Below are 17805 nucleotides of genomic sequence, written 5' to 3'. Positions count from 1 at the left end.
GGGCAAATGCCCCCTGTTCATTTAAGGATTTTGCTGTAGTCCGCTAAGATTAACAGCATTCTGGTCAATCTGGAAAACATACCGGAGCCCATTGGGCTCCAACGTATAGGTAGCAGTACCTAAATTTCTGGTCAGGGTTTTAGCATAATCAGGTTCCATATTGAGCCTTCTTAAATCGGTCCATCGCAATGACCTAAAGAGTAAATCCTTCCTTCTTTCCTTTAGAATAACCTGAAGCAGCTCTTTCGGATCAGTGATGTTATAAGCGATAAACGTGCCCTTTTTCCATCTGGTGAAAAGCAGCATATTTAAAGCGTTTAACGCTTTGTTGCTGTCACCGTTCCTCACTGCTGCTTCTGCTTTTATGAAATACAATTCATTCGTTGCAATTCCGGTAAATAAACTGGCGCCTGCCACCCCGGTATAATTACCTTTAAAAGCCATACTGCCATTGGCATTTTTCTTAAACAGGATTGTTTTCCTGAGATCCTGCGGTGCATAAGAGGCATAAAGATTCGTATCAGTTTTTGCTTTTGCCTGGGACAGCGCCTGCGGCCCGCCGGCTCTCGCATCATAAATTACTTCATCATTAAACTGCCTGAAGGGTATGGCGGCCGCAGGGTTTAACGTGTTATAATCAATCAATTTGCTGTATAGGTTTAAAGTGGAGTCAGCATACGAACCCGCGTTTTTGAAATCGCTCATGGACAGATATACCCTCGCCAGCATACCGTAAGCAGCGGCTTTACTTGATTTATATTTCAAATCCGGGATCGGTGGCAATAGGGAAACGGATCTTTGAAGATCGTTTAAAATGGAGTTATAGGTCTCCGATACCGTTGAACGAGCAGGCTTGACCGTAATATCCGATGTCAGCCGGAGGGCTATTCCCAGATCACTATTGGCCGATGTCCTGTTATAGGCTTTAGCATATAGTTGAGCCAGGGCATAGTGATATGATGCGCGGACAAACAATGCATTGCCTTTTATCGTATTCCGCCGGGCTTCATCTCCGCCCGAAACTTTGGGGAGTGATTCAAGTAAGATATTCGTGTATTCAATTGCCAGATAGGGTGAAACATAATCCCCTACAAAATTTGGCGATTTCTGCCAGCTATAGTAAAAACGCTGCGGGTCGATCAGGCTGTTAAAATCGGTTGGCGTCAGGTAAAAATCATCCGATGCCACTTCCGATGCCGATGGATACCGGCCGTTTATGATGCTGTAGGCATTCAGAATACCTTCGAGGTCATCAATAGTTGAAGGCGTAGCAATGGACTGATCCGGTTTCGTATCCAGGTATTTTCTGCATGCGTTCAGGGATAGCAGCAGCAGGAACCCGAATAGCAGGAAGTGGAACCGGGAATTACTTCCGGATTTTGGTTTATGTGAATTTTTCATGTCTGAAAATTTAAAGGTTGGCTTTGATTCCGGCAGAAAGGGATACCGGCGGTTTATAACTATAAAGTATGTCCGGATCAATTCCTGCTTTGTTTGCTTTCCATAGCATCAGGTTCAGCTGATTGGCGTACAGGTAAACCTGGAGCGATTTTATCCCAAACAATCGCTTCATAGGAGCAACAGTGTAACTCAGGTATACTTCTTCCAGTTTAACGTTGTCCGCTCTTTCCACATTGACCGATGCAAAGTGGTAGAATTGATCCCGGAGATCATTCGCGGGGTAAACAAAAGACGGTACATTGGTATGACTTTCATCACCCGGATTTTGCCACCGCTGGTCGTAATCAGTGTAGCCTGCTCCATATGTTATAAGGCCGGTGTAGTTTGTTACCGGGCGTCTGAAGTAGTAATTGAACCTGTACGACAGATTAAAGGCCAGTGAAAACCGGTTCCAGTCGAAACTGTTCCTCAATGTTCCGAATACCGGGGGCAGCGCCGCGCCGCTTTTTACCTGCTGGTCAAACGGGTTTTGTGTAATCGCTGCATAATCTTTACTGACGGCACCATTAACATAGCCCTGCGGATCCCCGGTTTTGGGGTCAAGCCCTGCCCATTTGTAACTGACGATCACATATGGATTTTCGTTCAGCACCGGAAAGATGATGTTGCCGTCGCTGACCAGTCCTGCTGTGGTTGGCGGGTTCAGGTTTTTGGTGGTTTTAAAATTGATATAGCTGAACAATAAGGTCGACTTCCATTTCAGTGATCCGTTCAGATTGACAGAATTTAAAACAACGTCAATGCCCCTTGAAAATATCGTAGCCGAATTTTGGTTTGCACTTGCAAAGCCAACGGTAGCATCCAGTAAGACGCTGTTGATCAGATCTACGGATTTTTTGGTGTAATACTCGAATGATCCGCTGAGCCGGTCATCAAACAGGCTGAAATCGAGACCTGTGTTAAAGGTTTTTACCTGTTCCCAACGGAGATGCGGATTAGGCGGAGCGGTAATCCCGACAAAAGGAACCCTTATCGGCGATGTTGCGGCGGTATAATATTGAATTTTCGTCAGCCCTGATTCGTTAGGGGACAGGTTGCCGCTCACACCGTAGGTCATTCGCAGGCTCAGCCGGGGTAGCCAGGAAACATGATAGAAATGTTCGCGGTCAATTTTCCATAACGCGCCTGCCGACCACAGTGGCACCCATTTTTGATTGGTTTCAACACCGAACAAATTGGAAGCGTCACGTCTGGCCGAACCTGATAAGGTGTATTTGTTATCAAAGGTATAAGCTGCATTGGCAAAAACCGAAACAAACCGGTTCAGGTAGCTGGTATATTTGGTGTCATTGTTAATATAGCTGTCGCCGAATATCCCGTCATAGGTAGGATATTGGTTGGCATAATCCACCCCGATCGTAGTGAGTGTGTTTGGATCATAACCATAAACCAGTTGTGTCGCTGAATTGCTGCGGGTTTCCCTTATTTCGGAGCCCGCAATTGCGGAGATCTGATGTTTATCGCCCCATAATTGATCGAAGCTGAGTTGCCCGCGTACAGCCTGTTGTTTGTTAACCTGATCATAGGTGTTCAGTATCCCCTTTTTTGGAACAGCATAAGTGATGCTGTTATCTGTGAGCTGGGTAAATGTATTGATATAATCACGGGTCGAGTAAGAATTCAGGTTCTGAAGATTGTTTGCTGATGACCACGATTGTTCATACTGATACCTGATGTCGGCTTTCAGCCAGTTAAAAACCTTGTACGAAGAGCCCATATTGAATAAGATATCAGTCATTACAGACTTGTTGTCATTATTGGCGAGTTCCTGCAGCGGCCGGTATTTCCAGTCCAACAGACGTCCGTTACCTGCTGTATCCGTAAAGGCACGGCTGTAGTACAGGTCTACCGCTGCAGGTGATCCTTCGCTGTTCACGAGTTTAGCATAGGGGGATATGGTCGTATTGTTGTACCTGTATGCTCCGTAACCACCCGGGCTATTGGCCGTTGAATTTGTCCGGGTCAGGATGACATCGGTGCTTAACAACCATTTTTTTGTGAGATCAACCTGGCTATTCGACCGGATGGTCAGGCGGTCATTATTGTTGCCGCGAAGGTTAGCCTGGTCTTTATCATAACCCGCCGATACGAGATAACGGATACTGCTGCCTGAGCCGCTGAGGTTTAAATAGTATTGCTGGTTCAGAGCATTACGGTACAGGTACTTTTGAAAATCATTTCTGACGTCCTGTGTGCGCAGGATATTTATTTGCTGATCAGCCTGAACGGTTGTAATTTCACCGTTTTTTGCCTGGTTCAGCAGCGAGACAACCTGTGAAACAGCAGGAAAGGAAGGATCTGAAAACAGGTTGTCGTAATAGCCCAGACTGAAAAGGCTTTTCTCCAGGTCAATATAACTGTTCACCGGTATTTGGTTCCCCGAGAAAAGGTTTGGCCTGGGTTTCAGCGTGAGGTTGGAGTTGAAAGACACTGTAAGTGGCTGGTTTAGCTTCGCCTTTTTGGTGTTGATGACAATAACGCCGTTTCCTGCCCGCGCGCCCCAGATCGATGATGCGGCCGCATCCTTCAAAACAGTGATGCTTTCAATGTCATTAGGGTTGATATTATTGATATCCCCTGAATACGGGAAATTATCAAGGACGATCAGCGGCGATGATGCATCATCATTGAGCGTGCTTAATCCGCGAATCTGAATAGTCTGCCGGTTCGGATCGCGCTTGTCGATAAGTAAACCGCTCGTCAGGCCGTCAAGCCTGCTCAGAATATCAGGGCCTACCCGCTGACTGATCAGGTGATTGTCAAGCTTGTAGTAAGAGCCGGTGGCTCTTTCTTTTGGAATATCCTGATAGCCTGTGCTTACCACTACCTCCTTTAGTTCATTGACCAGCGGCTCCATGGTAATACGCAGGAGGGAAGCCAGTTTTGAATCGATGATCCTTGTTACGGGTTTATATCCAACATAGGTAACAGTTATGGTATCTGTTCCCATTATGGTCATTTCAAAACGACCGTTTTTATCAGTAGTAGGACGAGGGTACTGATGTTTAGCAGTTATCGTCGCGCCTTCAATTGGCGTATTTGTTTCAGATTTTACCTCACCATAAATCTTTACAAAGTCCTGGGAGAAGGCAGCATGCAGATGAAATGCAAATAATCCGAAGCATAAAAGAAAAAATCTGCGTTTCATATAGTCACCTTTCTTTGAATTGACCGGTTTCTTTCGACCCTGTGTTTAAGTGTGACTTTCTCGCCGGCCAGAACCTTTGCTATATTTTCTGCTGTCAGCTCGCTTTCATCAGGAATGGCAACAATTGTCCCCTCCGGGCCGATCCAAACAGCATATGGGACTCCGTAAAAGCTGAAATTTTCCGAAAGTGCTTTGTCCCGGTAAACTATAGGAAGTGTAAATGACCGGGCAAACCATGAATTCATGCGGTCGATCACTATATTCATACTTCTTTCGGTTTCCTGGTTATTATCGGGATTGACCAGAAATACCTGAAGTTTCCCCTTGAACTGGCGTTGAAGTGAATCCAGTTTAGGGAAACCGGCTATACATCCACCACAGAAAGAATTCCAGAAGTCAAGAATGATCATCTTCCCTTTGAAGTCTGAGATTTTTGCGGTTTTTGATTTCCAGTTCATGATGTTGCTGATTTGAACATCAGGCATTTTGTCGCCGACTTCGAGAAATTTGGTTGTTGGTTTTGTTTGAGATTTCGCCTCAAAAAAAAGGCAAAGCAATCCCAGTAAGCATATTTTTAGCTTCATTTTAATTGGTTATATGGTTAATACAGATTAATTTGTCCTGAACCGGACTTGAAGATGGTGCTTAATTACTCTGGGGGAGATATTAACAGCAGCCAGGTGTGTTGGCGATAATTATTCATTGTTATCCCCTTCCTGCGAATTTAACAAAGCCCCGTTCGCCTGGTGTACGACGTAGACCGCCCCCACCAGGTCTATTAACTGATCGAAGAACAGGGCTATTTCTTCATCGGAGACTTGCGCCTTAATTTTACAATCTTTCAGCGCCCAACATTGTAGTAGTTTCCAAAAAAGCACTTTTGCCGATTCAGGAGTGTTATCTCTAAAGAAGGATTCCATTACTTCTTTTAAAGTTAAACGAGATGTAAAATTGTTGTTTATATATACCGCTTCCATTTCAACTGAGAATTGGGCAAGCCGGTCGGACGCAAAAAACCATAGGCGTGGACTCAACTTACCGACTTAGAGCACCTGAGAGGCTCACCAACGATAAGCGAGCCCACACCTATGGCATGGGCAAATCACTTACCGTCTCGTTGGTTTGAAATTTCTCAGGTTTCTAAGTCGAGACAAAAAGCGAATGCTTCAAATTCTTTTAATGAAGTATCGCAAAACAAATATAATCTTTTTTTTGATTTGCGGAAGAATATTACCGCATTTAATATAATTTATTAAAAGAACTTGAAATGGATATATATTACAGAAATTGAAAGGTAATTACAAAGGTCTTCAGGAAAGTTTTGGAACTCATCTTAAAAAGATAAGAGAGAGTAAAGGTTTATCATTAAGAGCGTTAGCTTCAAAATGTGATCTTGATGATAGTCAAATTTCAAAAATTGAAAATGCAAAATGGGATGTTCAACTTTCTACGATTTTTGAACTTGCGAAGGGCCTTGAAGTAAATCCAAAAGAATTGTTGGACTTTGAACTATAGTCCTATAATGGATATTTTCGATCGTATTTAACTGCGTATATCGCATCTTAACTAAGCCATTCTATTTGAAAATCAGCAGCGTATTAGTGACGGCTTGGGCACGAATCATTTTCTTATTTTGCTCAATCATTTGACTGTTCTGGTACATCATCTGATAATTTTGCTGGATTTGAAAGTTTTGGTTCTTCAGTTGTTGCATTTTAAACAGTTCATCTTCATAAAGATTCAGGCCTTCTTTAAGGGAATCGATTCGTTTATCTAAAATATACCCTCCAATGGTATCTACAGCATGAATGGTCCGATATTTTGGTGGCAGAACAGTAAACTCCTCCAATTGATTAACCAACTGATTCATCTCTTCCGTTAACCTAAATATTTCCGGTTTGCTTTTTCGCAGCAGAGTTTTGCGTTTTAACCAGTCAAGGCCGTCCCCGATAACAAATCTCAAAAAAACAAATGTAAGCGGGGCTATATACAGAACCGCGGCTACATTAAATTTAGGGCCAGGCCCGGGGCTCATCAATAAACTAATAAATAGTAAAGTACCTATAACGGATAGAAAATTAAACAGTTTCTTCCGGTTATAATTCTGAATGTAAAACTTCAATCCCCAGATTTTCGAGTCTCTGTCAACATACTGTACGATTAGCTCTTTGGAATTTTTTAAATTATTGAATAAATCTTGTAAATCCATCGGTAAATGTTCTTACTATAAATATAATATTTTGCTTATAAAAAATATAATAGCCTTGACTAATATTTAATTTGGTTGTCCTTCCTGTAAGGAAGACCGTTACAAAGCAACAGAATGAATACCAAAACTTAAAGAAAAAACATATTAGTAAAACTTATAATCGGTTGAAAATTTTGAGTTTAATAGCTAAATAAACCAAGCACCATAACAGTACCAAGGCCGAAGCAAAAATTACTTGTCTCTTCTTATTCAATTGGTATAAAATACTTGTGATCCTTGAAACTACTTTAATAACTAAGCACAGCTTTAAAAGCTTTGCCGGTTTGAACAGTGAGTCTGCAAAGCTAAATAGTGTTGTGTTAAAACACAACACTATTTTTATAGAAAACAACCAATTTTCACGCAGTTGTTAATACTGTGATGGCAAGTGAAACCTCTAAAGACTATCTTATTAAATTCGGCCATCATCTTCAAGCGCTCCGAAAAAGCAAAAACCTATCTTTCAGAAAATTAGCCGCCAAGTGCGATTTAGAGCATAGCGATATCAAGAGATATGAGAAGGGGGAAATAAACATGACATTTTCGTCCCTGTTTGAACTGGCTAAAGGGCTGGAAATCCCTTTAAAGGAATTGATGGATTTTTGATATCTGCTGACTAATCTTATAGATCTGTGATGGTCAATTAATAGAAAATTTTTTATCTCCGCCGGTATGCGTACTGACCAGTACAGAAACAGTGTCCAGTTTGTTGGTAGTAGCTGAGAGCGTTTTTAAGTAATCTACATATTCAATCATCCCATATACTATATTGGTAGAATGTATTCCATAACCCTGTTCGTGAAAACTCATCAGGACCGGAAAATGAGGATGCTTATACTTTTCGTTCAGACCAGCAGAAACTACAGCCTGCGGCTCTTTTCCTTTTGTAACAAAATTCCAGAAAGGTGAATGGTAATTCTTTGAAGAACCATGATGAGGTAACTGACATACCCCCATTTCTTTTCTGTGAAGGTTTTTATGAGAATCTTCCGCGACAAGGCGTTCAAATGTCGGCACCTCACTGTCAGAAGTCAGTAGGTAGAATTTATCTTTTGTCGTTATTTTAAAAATGGTAGAAAGGTAATTGGCGCCCCGGCTCGCGGCTTTCTTGTTTTTTATTGGCTCCAGATCTACCATGTCAGTGTAAATTTTGGCTTCGGTACGGCTTGGAGAAAGGCATTTTATCGTTACACCATCCATTAATTCGTACTGGACATCCTCAACAAGAAAGCTTATTTTACGGATTACAGTCTGCCTCACAAGTAAGTCAACTTTATCAAACAATGCCTGAAGATCGCTCAACGCTTCTGTGTCTATTTCGACCCTGCTTAAATAACGGTAATAATCATTTGCAAGCAGATGAAGAGTATGCGCGAAACGCAAAACGTTAATGCCTTTCTTTTCAATGACATTGAGCAATTCAACCATTCCCGAATAATGATCGCTGTGCGGATGGGAAAGGAAAATAAATTCAATCTCTTTATACTCTGAATCTTCTATATACTGAGCCACAGGATTCTTTTTATCCTTTTTATTACAGTCGATAATACCTATTTTCCTGTTACCATCATCTTCCCATTCCAGCAGTATTGAATCTCCCTGGCCTACATCTTTAAATGTGATTTCCATGCGTTATTTTTCGATAAAAAAAGCGTTACCTTCCAGCCCCCGGAAAAAATCAGGAGTATCAAAGAGGGTTTTCAGATCTTTTGTTTCCTCAAATATGTCGACAAGGCGGGAACCGGGTTTCGTATACAAATGAATCCTTACATATGTTCCGATTTCAAGTTTTGTGACTTTTGCAAGAAGATCCATATCAAATCGCCTCACCTGATATGTTGGCTTCTCTGTATTGATACAACAATTAATTAATACACCGTCATCCTCGACGTCTACGATTTCGCCGTATATAACTTCTCCGTTAATAGTTTCTTCGTCGGAGATTTTTTTGATCAGATCAGTGACTTTGCCTTTAAAATTGAAATCCGGCGGGAAATCAGTTTTTTGCCAGGCTTCCACATAGGTAGGGGGAACATCGATCTGATTAAGCACACTTAAAAGATCATCCCTGTGATGTGTATCCTTGGACCAGATAACAAGATAATATCTTGCATTCTTAGGGATAATTGTTGAAACCCACTGTGCCGGGATCTCAGCATCAAAATCCGCTTTATAATAAAGATCCAGAAATATCAGTTTAACTGATTCGACGGGCTTTACCGGAAAGGCGGCAAGTTCAGGTCTTGCATCAAAAAATATAGTACCCGTATTTAAATCCTGAAGTATATTTTTGAGTGGAGTGATCTGATTTTCAATGTCATCCACAAAAGCTACCTGTGGTCCAATTATCATATTTAATCTTCCTGATTTTTATTAAAAACTAATTCAACTATTGCGCCGGTATACAGATCACTGATTTCTGCTTCGCTGTTTTCAGTGAAAATTTTCAGCTTGCCATATTTCATCATAATTGTATCGATCAGATACATTCCAATCCCGATTCCGCCTTCCTTCCTTGAAAAGAACGGCGTAACAATTTCCTCAATACTGTCCTTAAAACCAGGGCCATTATCGGCAATAATTATGCTGGTCGCATGGTCTGATTTGGAAACTTTTATTAATATTGATTTGCGTTCCCTGTAGCTTGTGTCAAGCCAGTACATGCTGTTATCAATAAGATTCATCAGAACAGTTACAAGATATCTTTTATCACATTTTACAGTAATCTCAGTATCCTGCATTTCGATGGATACCGCGATTTTCCTGACCTGTAATTTCAACTGATAATTACTTAACGCCTGATTTACCGCTTCGTAAACGTTAACGGGTTTTGTCCCCGCCTGTTTAAGTACCGACAAAATACCGGAAACATAATCGTCCAGTTCTATTACCTGGTTTCTTATTCTTTCCTGATCGACCGGAACAATATCTACCGTTTCTTCCATTCGTGGAACAAGCTTTTCAATTTCATGTAATGCAACGGATGCAGTCATGCCTACACCGGCCGGAATCAGTAAAGTTTCCTGCGCTTTTTCGTAGTCATTTCCGATCTTGGCCGCTTCTTCAAGAAGTTTTTGCTTTTTGTTTTCGTCATCAATTTCGGCATCATTTATCAGGGAAACAAAGTTCGAAACCCTTTCTGTGAAAGAGGTGCCTGAATCTCTCTTATTTGAGCGCATCCATTTCAAACGGTCTTTTTGCCTTTCAATCCGGAATTGTGTAAGAATATATTCAATTACCATTCTGAAATAATCAAAACTTTCATTGCTGATAAATCCCTCACGGTTTGTCTTTTCAATCAGTGATCCGGATGTTTCTGAATTAAGATAAATAAAACCGATGTTCTGGTTATTGGAAAACCATTCTTTATTATTCACCCGTTTGTTGTCAAGGCCGAGCCAGTCATTTCCCGGTTCACCATAATCGTAAACGCGAAGATCTCCTTTGAATACTTTGATCCCATATTGGTCTTTCAACGTTTTCTTTAAAACATCAGGTGTATAAGTAACATCTTTTAAAGACGCCGCATCAAGATCATAAGAATATAACTCAATCATGATCTCGCCGAAGGAGAGGGGTTTCACTGCTTTTTCGTTCAGTATCTCTTCAAGTTTGTCCGAATCAAAACCTTTATTCTCATAATAATTTCTGAGAAGCGGACGTATTCCACCGGATATATTTACATCATAATTTTTGTCATCCTTAATTTTATGACTCCCGGCAGCGAGATTGTTGGCAAGTTTAAATTCATACTCGAAAGTGAGATTATAATTTCTATCCAGAATAGCAGTAAGTTTATATGGTGCCTGTGATAACAACTCATTTATATCCGGGAATTTATCCAGCCAGTTATTATTGAAATTAAGATCAATATTAAACTTTACGGGATCGTTTTTTGGTGAAACCATCGAAACGGTGTGCCGTTTAAGCTGCCTTGCCATACCTCTGTTCCAGGTTTCCTTCAAGCCCGAAACTTTGATATAGGTGCCCGGTGCATTTTTGAAGTAAAAACTTTCCGGATCAGTGTTCTTCTGGTATTGAATGGGAACATCAGACAGGTATTTTGATTGCGTAAAGCTTCGCCAGTCTATTTCAAGATTGATTTCATAATCCAGTAATTCCCTGATCGCTTTACCCTCCGGATCATATTTAATAATACACGGCCGGCTGATCAACTTAATAACGCTGCCAAGTTTGTGCACGGCAAATCTGCCGACACCTTTTTCTCCCATTGGAACCCTGTTAAATACCGGACTGCGGACGATCTGTCTTTTTCCGTCGGAATCCAGAGGTTTCCTGTAAGCGGTGCCCGGTTCGAGCCAGACATTTTCAAGAACATCTTCCGTCATACCGGTTCCGGAGTCTTTTATAATAATACTGGCGGTTTCTTTATCGGTAATATTATTGAAATAAACATTCACGTTCTGAGCGTCCGCATCATAGCTGTTTTTAATCAGCTCGTAGATAGCCATTACCGGATCCTTAATCAGTTCTTCTCCGAGGAGGGTAAGTATATGCGCTTTGGGTTTGAAATTAACATTACGGGTTTCAGACGAGTTTGAATGCGGGATATTTTCATCCAGGGTAACAACAATATCCTCATCTGTAATTGTTTCCACTTCCTCAACAGGAAAGAAGGGTATTAATTTATTGGTGTCTTCACTGGTAATTTCAAAAGTTATCAGGAAAACATCGATCGTAGCCTGGTCGGTTAAAATAAATCCGAGATATTCGTCCGAATTCTGTTTTACGATAACTATAAATTCACCCTCATTAAATGATTTGCCAAGCCTGGTAACACGGTATTCATTTCTTGTTCCCGCTCCGTAATATTTAAAGCAACACTTTGATGTTGTTCCGTCAAACCAGGTAATATCAGCAAACCTTTCTTTGTTCTGACCTTTGATTCCGGGAGTATCAAATATTAATGCCTGCGAGTTTTTGGGTATGTATAAACCTGCCTGATGGGCCCCTGTTGTGCCCGCATCATTAGCACTTATAAATTTGCAAAAGCTGTATTCATTGGCTTTTACCGCCGCTATAGCACCTGATAGCTCATCAGTCATATTAATATTTAATATTAAGGTTTATTTAAGGTTAAAGATATTAAAACAATAGTGGAGTTGCACTATATTGCTTTTGTTTACCATTAATCATTTCAATAAATTCCTTTAATGTAAGGAGCTGCTTCTGTTGGGCTACAGAATACGTGGAATAAAGCGGGGATGGAATTACCAACTGTAAATTATTGGCAATCATTTCCTCAGTCTGGTTACGGCTTATCGCAGGTTCGAGCGTTATGAGATGCTTGTGAGGGATTTTTGCCGCCTCTGAAAGCACCTGCCGCCATCTGTCTTTAGCAGTTGTTTTAAGCCCCAGCATTGTTAAAAGTCGGGTGTCAAACAAGGGGTCGTGGTAATATCTGATTCCGGGAAAAATGAAATCAGGTTTGTTATTGCGTTCAGTTACAGCACCATGAGAGTAATGAATTTTATTCAGGGAGAACAAAATAGCGAGGTTGTTTTCAAAGGAAAAACCAGCCCGTGATTTTCGCCGGTTTTGTATGCTGAGTGACAATTTAATGAATTCTTCCACATCTGTTCCGTCAACTCCGAATCCTTTTATTAACTGTTCTTTGACAATTACTTTTTCCAGTGTTTTAAATAAGAGTTCCTCACGTTCCAGCCACGCCATTAAAGTTTCGTCCGGTTGTTCAACAGGTGAAACATCTTTTAGGGTCGAACGTGCATAGGCTGAGAACTCTTTTGTTGTCGGAAAGCTGTATCCGAATCTTTTGATTATATCCTCAAGATAATCAGGTGCTGTATCTTCGTGCTCCATGCCGAGTGAAGAAAGAATATACCGGCCTGCAAAACCTAAATCCCGTTTATCACCGGACAGGTCTTTAACAATAAACCTGCTGGCTGCCTCTTCTATGCCAAAAAGCCATAAAAGCTGTTTTTCTGACGTTGAAAACTGAGGAGCCACAATTACCGCCAACTGGTCGTTGCCGGTTTTCCCGACCACTACCAGGTCATTTGCTTTTGCCGCTGAAAGCACCTCGTTACCCGAATAATAAAACCTGTACTCTGTTCTTGTCGGATGGTTCTCCCGGGCGTCATACCATGTCATAAACCCATCAGCTTCCAGCGATTTTTCCTCGTCATCAGAAAGGAAAATGAACTTGGTTGTAAATTTCTTTTTGTCAGAGCCAAAAATAGTTCTGAACTCATTTATTCCGTTAAACTCGTGCTGATTTGAGGTGTCTGGTGCCACTTCGACCTGACTGAGGCGTTTAACACCGACACCTGAAAAAAAGCTGGATAACGGACTTGACATTATTTCTGAAGTTGCAGTAAGTTAACTACCTGTTCCCCGACGGCCTGAATAAGCGGCATAACTACGGAGTTCCCAAATTGGCGATAAGCCTGAGTGTCCGATACCGGAATTTTTAATGATCTGGTTTTACTTTTTGTATTGATAGGATAAATAGGGTAGCCCTGTAACGCGGCAGCCTCATGAGGAGTCAGCCTTCTCGGGTTTTTATCGCCCTGGGGGATCAAAATTTCAGCACCGTCTTTGTGATAACGCGCACTGATTGTACGTGTAACTCCCTCCGGATTTACCAGACCGAAACCAAATCCATTGCCTTTTTCCCTGTGCTTCTTTGCGTATTCGTTCAGGTAATTCCAAAGATGATCACTAAGCGTGTATTTGGCTGGTACATCTGCCTGAAGTATGGTTTTTGCGGCCTTCTTTTTTTTAGGGTACTTAATTGTGTTAAAATCGAATTTTACGTCTTTCCCGAAAACATCTTTATCAAAACCTACCATAAAGGTCCGCTCCCGATGTTGCGGCACAAATGCGCTGCCGTCTATAACCCTTTTGTCAAATGAGTAATTCAGCGCTTCCAGTGTTTCTTTGATAACTTTGAAAGTATTCCCCTTGTCATGGCTCACAAGGTTCTTTACGTTTTCCAAAAAAAATGCTTTGGGGCGATGTGTTCTGATAATATCTTCAATATGAAAGAACAGGTTACCCTGCTTTTCATCCTGAAAACCGTGCAGGCGTCCAAGGCTATTCTTTTTAGAAACCCCGGCAAGAGAAAACGGCTGACATGGAAAACCTCCGCATAGTATATCAAATTTTTCAGGAATATGTTCTTTAACCTGCTCACTGGTAATATCGCCGAAAGGAAAATCGCCATAATTAGCGAAGTAGGTTTGCTTACTGTATTTATCCCATTCTGATGTAAAAAGGCACTTTCCGCCTAAATTCTGAAGGGCCATTCTGAATCCCCCAATCCCTGCAAACAAATCTATAAAGGTGAATTTTTCCGCGCCTTTATCGGGTGAAGGAAAAGGCACTGAATTACTTTGAGTTAACAATAACTGGATTTTATCATATAAGGAATCAATTGATACTTTGTCGGTCAGATGCCCATATTTCTCCAGTAAATCAATTGCATCGCCGTAAACTACTTCATTGGTAGAATGATAATGACTAAGCAGGGCCAGATCGAAATCGTCTGGTACAGAAGGTGTTTTGATTTTATTGGGTTTGCTTTTAGGTGCTTTCAATTCCGCTTTATCTTCCATTTATTGTACTTAGTTTGCTTTAGCAAACTAACGAAATTTTAAATAGAAGGCCTAATTTTGTTAGTAAGATGAGCCAAAGTCTGTTCAGCTTTGCTTTTTTTCAAATCGCATTCCCAAATTTCAAAAACATGCCACCCTAAGCTTTCCAATGATATAAGGGCCTTTTTATCGTTAGCGATATTGGTTCCAATCTTATTTAACCACCAGTCGGTCCTTGTTTTTGGTACGACAAAATATCGGCACCCTTCATGGCCGTGCCAGAAACAGCCATGAATAAAAATGACTGTCTTATATTTTGATAAAACAATATCCGGTTTACCAGGTAACTTTTTATCATGTAACCGGTACCGGAACCCCTGGGAAAATAAAAATCTTCTGACGAGCATTTCGGGTTTTGTATCCTTGTTGCGGATACGTGACATATTGAAACTTCTCGTTTCTTTGGAGTGAACATCGGTCATTGGAACAAGGTTACAAGTAAGATGCCTGATTAAATTCCCCTAACTGAGGACGGTAGAGGTATGTATTTATCCAGTCCGGTTTCCTTAAGAAATATTTCCTGCATAAAATCATATATATCAATACCGGCATCTTTACAAATCACAAAAGACCTTTCCATAAGAGAGTTACGCAGGGTTGCGTCTTCAGCAGAAAAGGTCGGTTCGTTTGTTTTTATATTCACGTAATTTTCAAAAAGCTCATCAGGGTGGGCGTTTACACCTTCTTTAGCAAGATCGCGCATGAATACTTCAACGTCTTCAATGGTGTGAATTTCCTGTATCATACTACTTTCCAATGTGTTACTACTCTGTTTTCCTCTGCCTGGCGCAGCATTATTTCAATACCTTCTTCTATAGACATCGCCTTTCCGAACTCCCTGATGGATGATTCATCGCTGTAAACACCGTTCCTGTCATTCCAAATCAGCCACTCTATAACATCTGTTCTGCTTAGTTTTGTAATCAGTTGGATCAGTTCAGCCTCAGGAATTTCAACCACTTTGATATAGGGATAATCATTTTCTTTCCAGAAACTCTTATGTGCATTTATTAAATCCACAACCAGCTATTTAATATTCCACGACTGAACATAAGTGGCCAGGTCGTCACCTACAACAACCAGTTCATCCTTGCGGACCGGAATACGTTGAGCATTATCCGGGTTTGTAACATTCCGCTGCAGTTCCTTAAGATTAACTACCAGTATATCGTCTTCTGCACTGAATTCAGAAGGGTCTTCTGTAACGATATAGACGTCTTCCGGTTCCATGTCAGCAATATCTGAAATAATTTTGCAGATCTGGCCAGGCTTGCCTGGCATCAATGTAGAATTCATATACAAATTTATTAAAATTAGATTGTTAAATGCTTTTAAAATAAGGGGACGTTATGCCCTGATTTATTGAATACGGATAAATACGATTCAGTAGCTGCAGGATGACCTTACCATTTCCCTGTGTTTTTCTTTCAGCCGATCAAACTATAAGTGCCCGTAAAACTCTTTAATTTTTCGAGAAAAGCTGTACCTGATCCCGGATTTTCCTTATCCAGTTCATCCGCTTCCTGTTCTTCTGCATAGATCAGTTTATCCCAGTCCCCGTACTGGTAATAACACAGCCGGATATTGAAATGGTGATATTCAATTTCTACCCTGTTCATCGGACGGGAAAGAAAGGGGACGGCATAATATAAACCCATTGGCCTGCGGTTGCGGTCACACCAGATCTCAGCATGCATGAAAACGTAAATACGGGGCGGGTATTTGGTCTGCGGTTTGAAATAGTAGTCAACCCTGCCACTTGTTTTTCTTGGAAGAGTATTCATTCTGTCAAACTCTGTTTTTTCACAGGAAGACATGACGTAACCATCTTTAATCTTTACCATCTTCTTAAAAATTAATCAGTCTTTAATCATCAGGAGATAACTGTCATACCGCTGCGTAATGTCTTCTCCCTTTATAAACCTGCCCCTGCCGAAATCGTAACTCTCTTCATAAAAATATACCAGTTTGGTTTGCATGCTTATTTCATAGAGGTAGGTAGCGTTAATCCGCTGCTCGCACATTGTGCAATGTTCCTGAAGCAGTCGCAGTTCTTCACCGGCGTTATTCAGCTTTAGAAGCGGGAGTATCAGGTTTTCGACAATATATCCCTGTTCTGGAGCGCTGCTACTGTCAGCAACGCATTTGATTTTCCTGCCGTTTGACAAGGTAATATGTATGTTGGAGCGTGTCATATTTCTTTTGTTAAAAGAATGAAAAAGGGGGATTGCTCCCCCTGAATGATTAATTGAATCTTAAAGCATCTGCACCGTGGACCGCGAAATCCCGGCAGAGGTTAAATGCGTTCTGTCCCCGCATTTTTGCGGTTCCTTCGATAATAGATTTGAATTTGGCTTCCTCGTTCTTGTAATTCCTTACATTCTGAAAATAGCCGGTCACCGAGTTATAAGCACCGAATACCGTACCCGCGGTAGTCCCCATCTGCTGCGTGGGGCTGCTCAGCGCATATTCACAGACCTTATCAACGATGTTGGTATAGCTTGCTGATAGCTCACTCTGTTCGCCTGCCTGCAGGTTTTGCAGTACCTCTTTATTGGGTGCCATGGCGATCTGTATTAGTTTTTTCAGTTCAGCATCGGTAATGCGTACCTGCGCCCAGTAATTTAACAATCCGTTCAGTTCGCTGCTGATACTGCTGCTGATGCCCATCAGCGTGTGCGCCTGTTTTATCCTGTCGTTGGCTGATGAAGTGTGGCGGATTTTCACGGCGTTGCTGTGGCTGCTGAGTGCGGCATTAAGCGTGTTGTTGCATACTACTCTGACCGGAGTAAAGGCAGCGGTTATACTGCCGAAGCCATTATGGGAGGTGGTCAGGAAGAGATATTGTTCGATCAGGTCGTCTTTGCCCACACGGATATAATCAGGAAGTTTGGCTGTAATAAAAATACGTTCACCCTGACCTAAAGCACCTGCCGTTTCATACAGGATGCCATCCCCGCCGTCAACGATGGCATCGAAAAATTCAAAAGCATTGACGTTTTGTACGATCTCGTAGTCCTTGCCGACTACTCCTAAAACATCCTCGGTATCGGTACGAACGGTAGCGAAGTAGTTCGGTACACGGATTTCTGGAATGATCGGATCGGTATCACCATAATGATTATCCGTGTCATAAGTAAATAGGGGGCGTTTTTCAACAAGGTAGTCCAGGCCTGCGTACCTGATGGCCTCGGCGCTGGTGGGATATCTTTCAACAATTTTACCTAACCCGTGCCATGCCCGTTCCTTTACGCTGAAGAAGCTGTAATCGTTGTTTTTCTGATTAAAATTGAGATTGTGTGCCATGATGT

At 41.5% G+C, this 17805-nt stretch carries 19 protein-coding genes; 2 read left to right on the top strand and 17 right to left on the bottom strand.

All coding sequences use genetic code 11. The annotated features are described in order from the left end of the window. Positions 1-21 precede the first annotated feature (21 nt). The 4 genes from ACFFGT_RS02855 to ACFFGT_RS02840 form a co-directional block, all read right to left on the bottom strand. Positions 22-1401, bottom strand: a complete 1380-nt coding sequence (locus ACFFGT_RS02855) for a RagB/SusD family nutrient uptake outer membrane protein (RefSeq protein WP_377020991.1) — start codon at positions 1399-1401, stop codon at positions 22-24. 10 nt (positions 1402-1411) lie between these two features. Next, positions 1412-4609 carry a SusC/RagA family TonB-linked outer membrane protein gene (locus ACFFGT_RS02850; protein ID WP_377020990.1) on the bottom strand — a complete coding sequence of 1066 codons (3198 nt, stop codon included), beginning with the start codon at positions 4607-4609 and terminating at the stop codon, positions 1412-1414. Then, entirely contained in the window at positions 4606-5193 is a 588-nt protein-coding gene (locus ACFFGT_RS02845) for a TlpA family protein disulfide reductase (RefSeq protein ID WP_377020989.1), read from the bottom strand. Before ACFFGT_RS02845 ends, ACFFGT_RS02850 begins: the two co-directional genes overlap by 4 nt. A 111-nt stretch (positions 5194-5304) precedes the next feature. Continuing rightward, entirely contained in the window at positions 5305-5586 is a 282-nt protein-coding gene (locus ACFFGT_RS02840) for a hypothetical protein (protein ID WP_377020988.1), read from the bottom strand. Positions 5587-5896: 310 nt separating this feature from the next. Between ACFFGT_RS02840 and ACFFGT_RS02835 the strand changes: the two genes are divergently transcribed. After that, positions 5897-6124, top strand: coding sequence for a helix-turn-helix domain-containing protein (locus ACFFGT_RS02835; protein WP_377020987.1), 228 nt, complete (start codon positions 5897-5899; stop codon positions 6122-6124). A 61-nt stretch (positions 6125-6185) separates the two neighbouring features. Here ACFFGT_RS02835 and ACFFGT_RS02830 read toward each other — a convergent pair whose 3' ends face one another. Beyond that, positions 6186-6818 (bottom strand): hypothetical protein, encoded by a 633-nt coding sequence (locus tag ACFFGT_RS02830; protein WP_377020986.1) that lies wholly within the window; start codon positions 6816-6818, stop codon positions 6186-6188. Positions 6819-7238: 420 nt separating this feature from the next. On the opposite strand from ACFFGT_RS02830, the gene ACFFGT_RS02825 reads away from it, so the two are divergent. Further along, a complete protein-coding gene (locus ACFFGT_RS02825) occupies positions 7239-7463 on the top strand; it encodes a helix-turn-helix domain-containing protein (RefSeq protein WP_377020985.1) in 225 nt (74 codons plus the stop codon). Positions 7464-7496: 33 nt separating this feature from the next. Here the strand turns inward: ACFFGT_RS02825 and ACFFGT_RS02820 are convergent, their stop codons facing one another. From ACFFGT_RS02820 to ACFFGT_RS02765, 12 genes are all read right to left on the bottom strand, one after another. Beyond that, positions 7497-8486 (bottom strand): ComEC/Rec2 family competence protein, encoded by a 990-nt coding sequence (locus ACFFGT_RS02820; RefSeq protein ID WP_377020984.1) that lies wholly within the window; start codon positions 8484-8486, stop codon positions 7497-7499. A 3-nt stretch (positions 8487-8489) separates the two neighbouring features. Next, a complete protein-coding gene (locus ACFFGT_RS02815; RefSeq protein WP_377020983.1) occupies positions 8490-9209 on the bottom strand; it encodes a hypothetical protein in 720 nt (239 codons plus the stop codon). Between the two features lie 2 nt (positions 9210-9211). Beyond that, positions 9212-11923 (bottom strand): EcoRII N-terminal effector-binding domain-containing protein, encoded by a 2712-nt coding sequence (locus ACFFGT_RS02810; RefSeq protein WP_377020982.1) that lies wholly within the window; start codon positions 11921-11923, stop codon positions 9212-9214. A 40-nt stretch (positions 11924-11963) separates the two neighbouring features. Further along, positions 11964-13196 (bottom strand): type II restriction endonuclease, encoded by a 1233-nt coding sequence (locus tag ACFFGT_RS02805; RefSeq protein ID WP_377020981.1) that lies wholly within the window; start codon positions 13194-13196, stop codon positions 11964-11966. After that, positions 13196-14455 carry a DNA (cytosine-5-)-methyltransferase gene (gene dcm, locus ACFFGT_RS02800; RefSeq protein WP_377020980.1) on the bottom strand — a complete coding sequence of 420 codons (1260 nt, stop codon included), beginning with the start codon at positions 14453-14455 and terminating at the stop codon, positions 13196-13198. Before dcm ends, ACFFGT_RS02805 begins: the two co-directional genes overlap by 1 nt. Before the next feature lie 38 nt (positions 14456-14493). After that, positions 14494-14916: a very short patch repair endonuclease gene (locus tag ACFFGT_RS02795; protein WP_377020979.1), complete on the bottom strand. Its 423-nt coding sequence runs from the start codon at positions 14914-14916 to the stop codon at positions 14494-14496. A 29-nt stretch (positions 14917-14945) separates the two neighbouring features. Further along, a complete protein-coding gene (locus ACFFGT_RS02790; protein WP_377020978.1) occupies positions 14946-15239 on the bottom strand; it encodes a hypothetical protein in 294 nt (97 codons plus the stop codon). Continuing rightward, the gene (locus tag ACFFGT_RS02785) at positions 15236-15514 is read right to left on the bottom strand and encodes a hypothetical protein (protein ID WP_377020977.1); all 279 of its coding nucleotides are present in this window, start codon (positions 15512-15514) and stop codon (positions 15236-15238) included. The genes ACFFGT_RS02790 and ACFFGT_RS02785 overlap by 4 nt, the downstream gene beginning before the upstream one ends. 6 nt (positions 15515-15520) lie before the next feature. Next, a complete protein-coding gene (locus ACFFGT_RS02780) occupies positions 15521-15724 on the bottom strand; it encodes a hypothetical protein (RefSeq protein WP_377020976.1) in 204 nt (67 codons plus the stop codon). Between the two features lie 197 nt (positions 15725-15921). Further along, on the bottom strand, positions 15922-16338 hold the full coding sequence (locus tag ACFFGT_RS02775) for a hypothetical protein (RefSeq protein ID WP_377020975.1): 417 nt from the start codon (positions 16336-16338) through the stop codon (positions 15922-15924). 15 nt (positions 16339-16353) lie between these two features. Next, positions 16354-16689 (bottom strand): penicillin-binding protein, encoded by a 336-nt coding sequence (locus ACFFGT_RS02770; protein WP_377020974.1) that lies wholly within the window; start codon positions 16687-16689, stop codon positions 16354-16356. Between the two features lie 49 nt (positions 16690-16738). Further along, complete coding sequence (locus ACFFGT_RS02765; RefSeq protein ID WP_377020973.1) at positions 16739-17800, bottom strand: DUF932 domain-containing protein; 1062 nt, start codon at positions 17798-17800, stop codon at positions 16739-16741. Positions 17801-17805 lie beyond the last annotated feature (5 nt).

Source organism: Mucilaginibacter angelicae, from assembly GCF_042434235.1.
Taxonomy (GTDB): Bacteria; Bacteroidota; Bacteroidia; order Sphingobacteriales; family Sphingobacteriaceae; genus Mucilaginibacter; species Mucilaginibacter angelicae.
This window is presented reverse-complemented; position numbering and strand designations above follow the sequence as displayed.